The 2,525-nt window shown below is 41.1% G+C and carries 5 protein-coding genes and 1 pseudogene; 1 reads left to right on the forward strand and 5 read right to left on the reverse strand.

Translation table 11 applies throughout. The features are described 5' to 3' along the window. Positions 1-122 (reverse strand): helix-turn-helix domain-containing protein (locus CBG25_RS21495; RefSeq protein WP_366212652.1); only part of this gene is annotated, 122 nt, incomplete at its 3' end. 35 nt (positions 123-157) lie between these two features. Continuing rightward, positions 158-427: a Cox family DNA-binding protein gene (locus tag CBG25_RS14845; protein WP_290607589.1), complete on the reverse strand. Its 270-nt coding sequence runs from the start codon at positions 425-427 to the stop codon at positions 158-160. A 197-nt stretch (positions 428-624) separates the two neighbouring features. On the opposite strand from CBG25_RS14845, the gene CBG25_RS14850 reads away from it, so the two are divergent. Then, entirely contained in the window at positions 625-969 is a 345-nt protein-coding gene (locus tag CBG25_RS14850) for a helix-turn-helix transcriptional regulator (RefSeq protein ID WP_290607591.1), read from the forward strand. Between the two features lie 178 nt (positions 970-1,147). Here CBG25_RS14850 and CBG25_RS14855 read toward each other — a convergent pair. From CBG25_RS14855 to CBG25_RS14865, 3 genes and pseudogenes are all read right to left on the reverse strand, one after another. Further along, positions 1,148-1,877: pseudogene (locus CBG25_RS14855) on the reverse strand (Rpn family recombination-promoting nuclease/putative transposase). 207 nt (positions 1,878-2,084) lie between these two features. Next, positions 2,085-2,303 (reverse strand): hypothetical protein, encoded by a 219-nt coding sequence (locus CBG25_RS14860; protein WP_290607593.1) that lies wholly within the window; start codon positions 2,301-2,303, stop codon positions 2,085-2,087. Then, positions 2,245-2,525, reverse strand: a 281-nt coding sequence (locus CBG25_RS14865) for a transposase family protein (RefSeq protein ID WP_290603775.1), incomplete at its 5' end; no start/stop codon positions are given. The genes CBG25_RS14865 and CBG25_RS14860, both read right to left, overlap by 59 nt.

The raw sequence follows: 2,525 nt of genomic DNA on the forward strand, positions 1-2,525 counted from the left end.
TCCCTGCTGACAGTTGAACGAGAAAGCCCCAATTCTCTAGCAATAGTGGCCTGAGTAACACCGTCAATTATTCGTTTTTCGATATAAAAACGCTCATGTAAGTTCAAATGTTTTCCCTTCATACAACAGTATCTCTTATGGGGTCATTACAGTAATTTTATCTATGTATGACCAAGGATTTACTTTGTTGCATTTCGTTTGGGAATTGGCGGGCTTCTCGGACTATGCGATTGAATTCAGGGAGGTATATCCACGTTTCGCTTACCCGTGAATTAGGTTTGTTCGGGTCTTGAAAATCCACCACAGGTAATTTTTCCCTTTTAATCATCAATCTGACGGCTTCATCTGTCTTACCGATCAACTCGGCAAACTTTTCTATCGTCACTGCGTCAACGGGATATTGCCCTGTGTAGTCACTCTTAATCATGTGTGCCTCATGTCTTCCAGACCGCTGTAGACCGTTCCTGACCCTTCAAATCATCAAAAAAGACCTTTAATCTGTTATGCTTAAACTGGGTGCATTTGCCGAGCTTTGCTAAGTTTTGGCTGGATTTCTCGGCATCTGCGTGTTTTAAAGGTCAGTAAAAACTGATCTTTATCTATATTGGTCAGTAGGCACTGATCATGTCAAGAAATTATGCAGATAAATTAAAAGCTATTAGAAAAGCAGAGGGTCTTACTCAAAAACAATTTGCTGAAATTACAGGCTTATCTCTTGGGACTATAAGAAATTACGAAACAAAACAACATGATGCTAAAGCATTGGCAGCCGAAAAAATATTAGAAGTAAAAACATTCCATAAATATACAATGTGGCTAATGACTGACACTACAGTACCATCAGCCGGACAAATAGCTCCGGCTCTCGCACACTCTGGAACCGATGGAGAGGAAGCACAAAAGCAGACAAGAAAAACGGTCGTGGACTCGGATGTGAGATCATCCCACTACGACCAGAAAACTGGATGACTATCCAAAATGAGTTTGATAGTTGGAGTTGGTTAGCTAATCAAGATAGTTTCTGGGAGTTCTTGCTGAAAATTGTTGGATGCTGAAAGGAAGAAGGAAAAATAGTAAAAAAACATTAATAAGCAATTGTTTTATTTTGAAATTTACCTATAAGCTAGAGGCAAGCTAGCTTCTTGCCTCATAGTTTATCTAGTTCACTATCTGAAAGACCGGTGGCAATCTTTATCAAAGATCGCTCTGCGCCGTTAGCTAGCAACTGTTGGGCAATCTTACGTGAGGCGTTTTGCTCACCCTCGTTAACCCCATCCTGCCGGCCTAGCTGGTAGCCTCTCTTTTCGCCTTTAGCCTCAAGTTGTTCCGCGATAGTCATAAAATCCTCCCGGTAAGTCGGTGCCTTTTCCGCAAGGGTACGTATGAATCCCTCGCCATCAATCGTGTTTCCTGCTTTAGCGATATAATATAATAAACTCCTGCATTGTTCTTTGGAATACTGCCATTTTTCTATTAGACTAGCTAATTCTACAGCAAGTTCCAACATATCTCGCGTTCGGATATGCTTTTGCACCAGTTGGAGGAGTGCTACTCGACGGTGAGTCAGGATCTCCTCATCCGGTATCGTGGTAATATCAACCAGCGGAAAGGCTTGCTGATAAACCGTAGCTGCCAATTCTGGATCAGCAAAACAGTCTAGGAAGTACGTGCTATAAGGGTAAGGGGACGTAGCGCCGTGATAGCATAAGATCGGTATAACCACTGGTAAGGTGTCGTTACCTTGCTCAAGATGCCGCTGCATGGCTGCCACCGCATACCGCATCAGGCGAAACGCCATTAGCTTTTCAGGGCGGCTCTGATGCTCTAGCAATGTGTATATAGCCTTTCCCCGCATTCGTCTGCATAGAGTAGAGCATATCTGAACACTGAGTACGCAGGTCGTCTTCGATAACACGAGTTTCGCACGGGCATATAAAATTCTAGAAATGGCTTCAAAACAATGATTAATCTGTAACTTAGTAATACATATAAATTTACTTAAATTATAATAAGTTATTTTTAATTTATGAGATTTTTTCTATTTATATATTATGCTGAATTAAACTTAAAAATAGAGCGTTTTTTTATTGGTGCGAAACTCGTGTAACCCTCAGTTTCAGCTTCTTATCCAGCCAGCGGGTAATATTTTTCTTAACTCGTTTTCCAGCTCTTTCGCTTTTGACATAGACATTAAGCGTGTTGCTTAATAGTGAAATAAGGGTGTTTCGGTGATTGAAGTAAATTTTACGCTGTTCTGAGATGGAAATTCCAAAGACCTGCGCTAAGGAGTAAGAAGGTATCATCAATAAAGGGTCTACGATTCCGTAAAATTTGGGTCATGCAACCGAGGCGCTTGATACCCGCGATGGCGTGTTCAACTGTAATACGGATGCCCGAGATTATTTTATTTTCTTGTTTTTGTTCAGGCGATAAAGGTCTTTTTCGAGTTCCTTTTTTTGGGATTTGTGTATTAGGATGCTGTTTATCTATACCTTGAAAACCGGTATCTGCCCAGATGGTTACCT

Source organism: Arsenophonus sp. ENCA, assembly GCF_002287155.1.
Lineage (GTDB): Bacteria > Pseudomonadota > Gammaproteobacteria > Enterobacterales > Enterobacteriaceae > Arsenophonus > Arsenophonus nilaparvatae.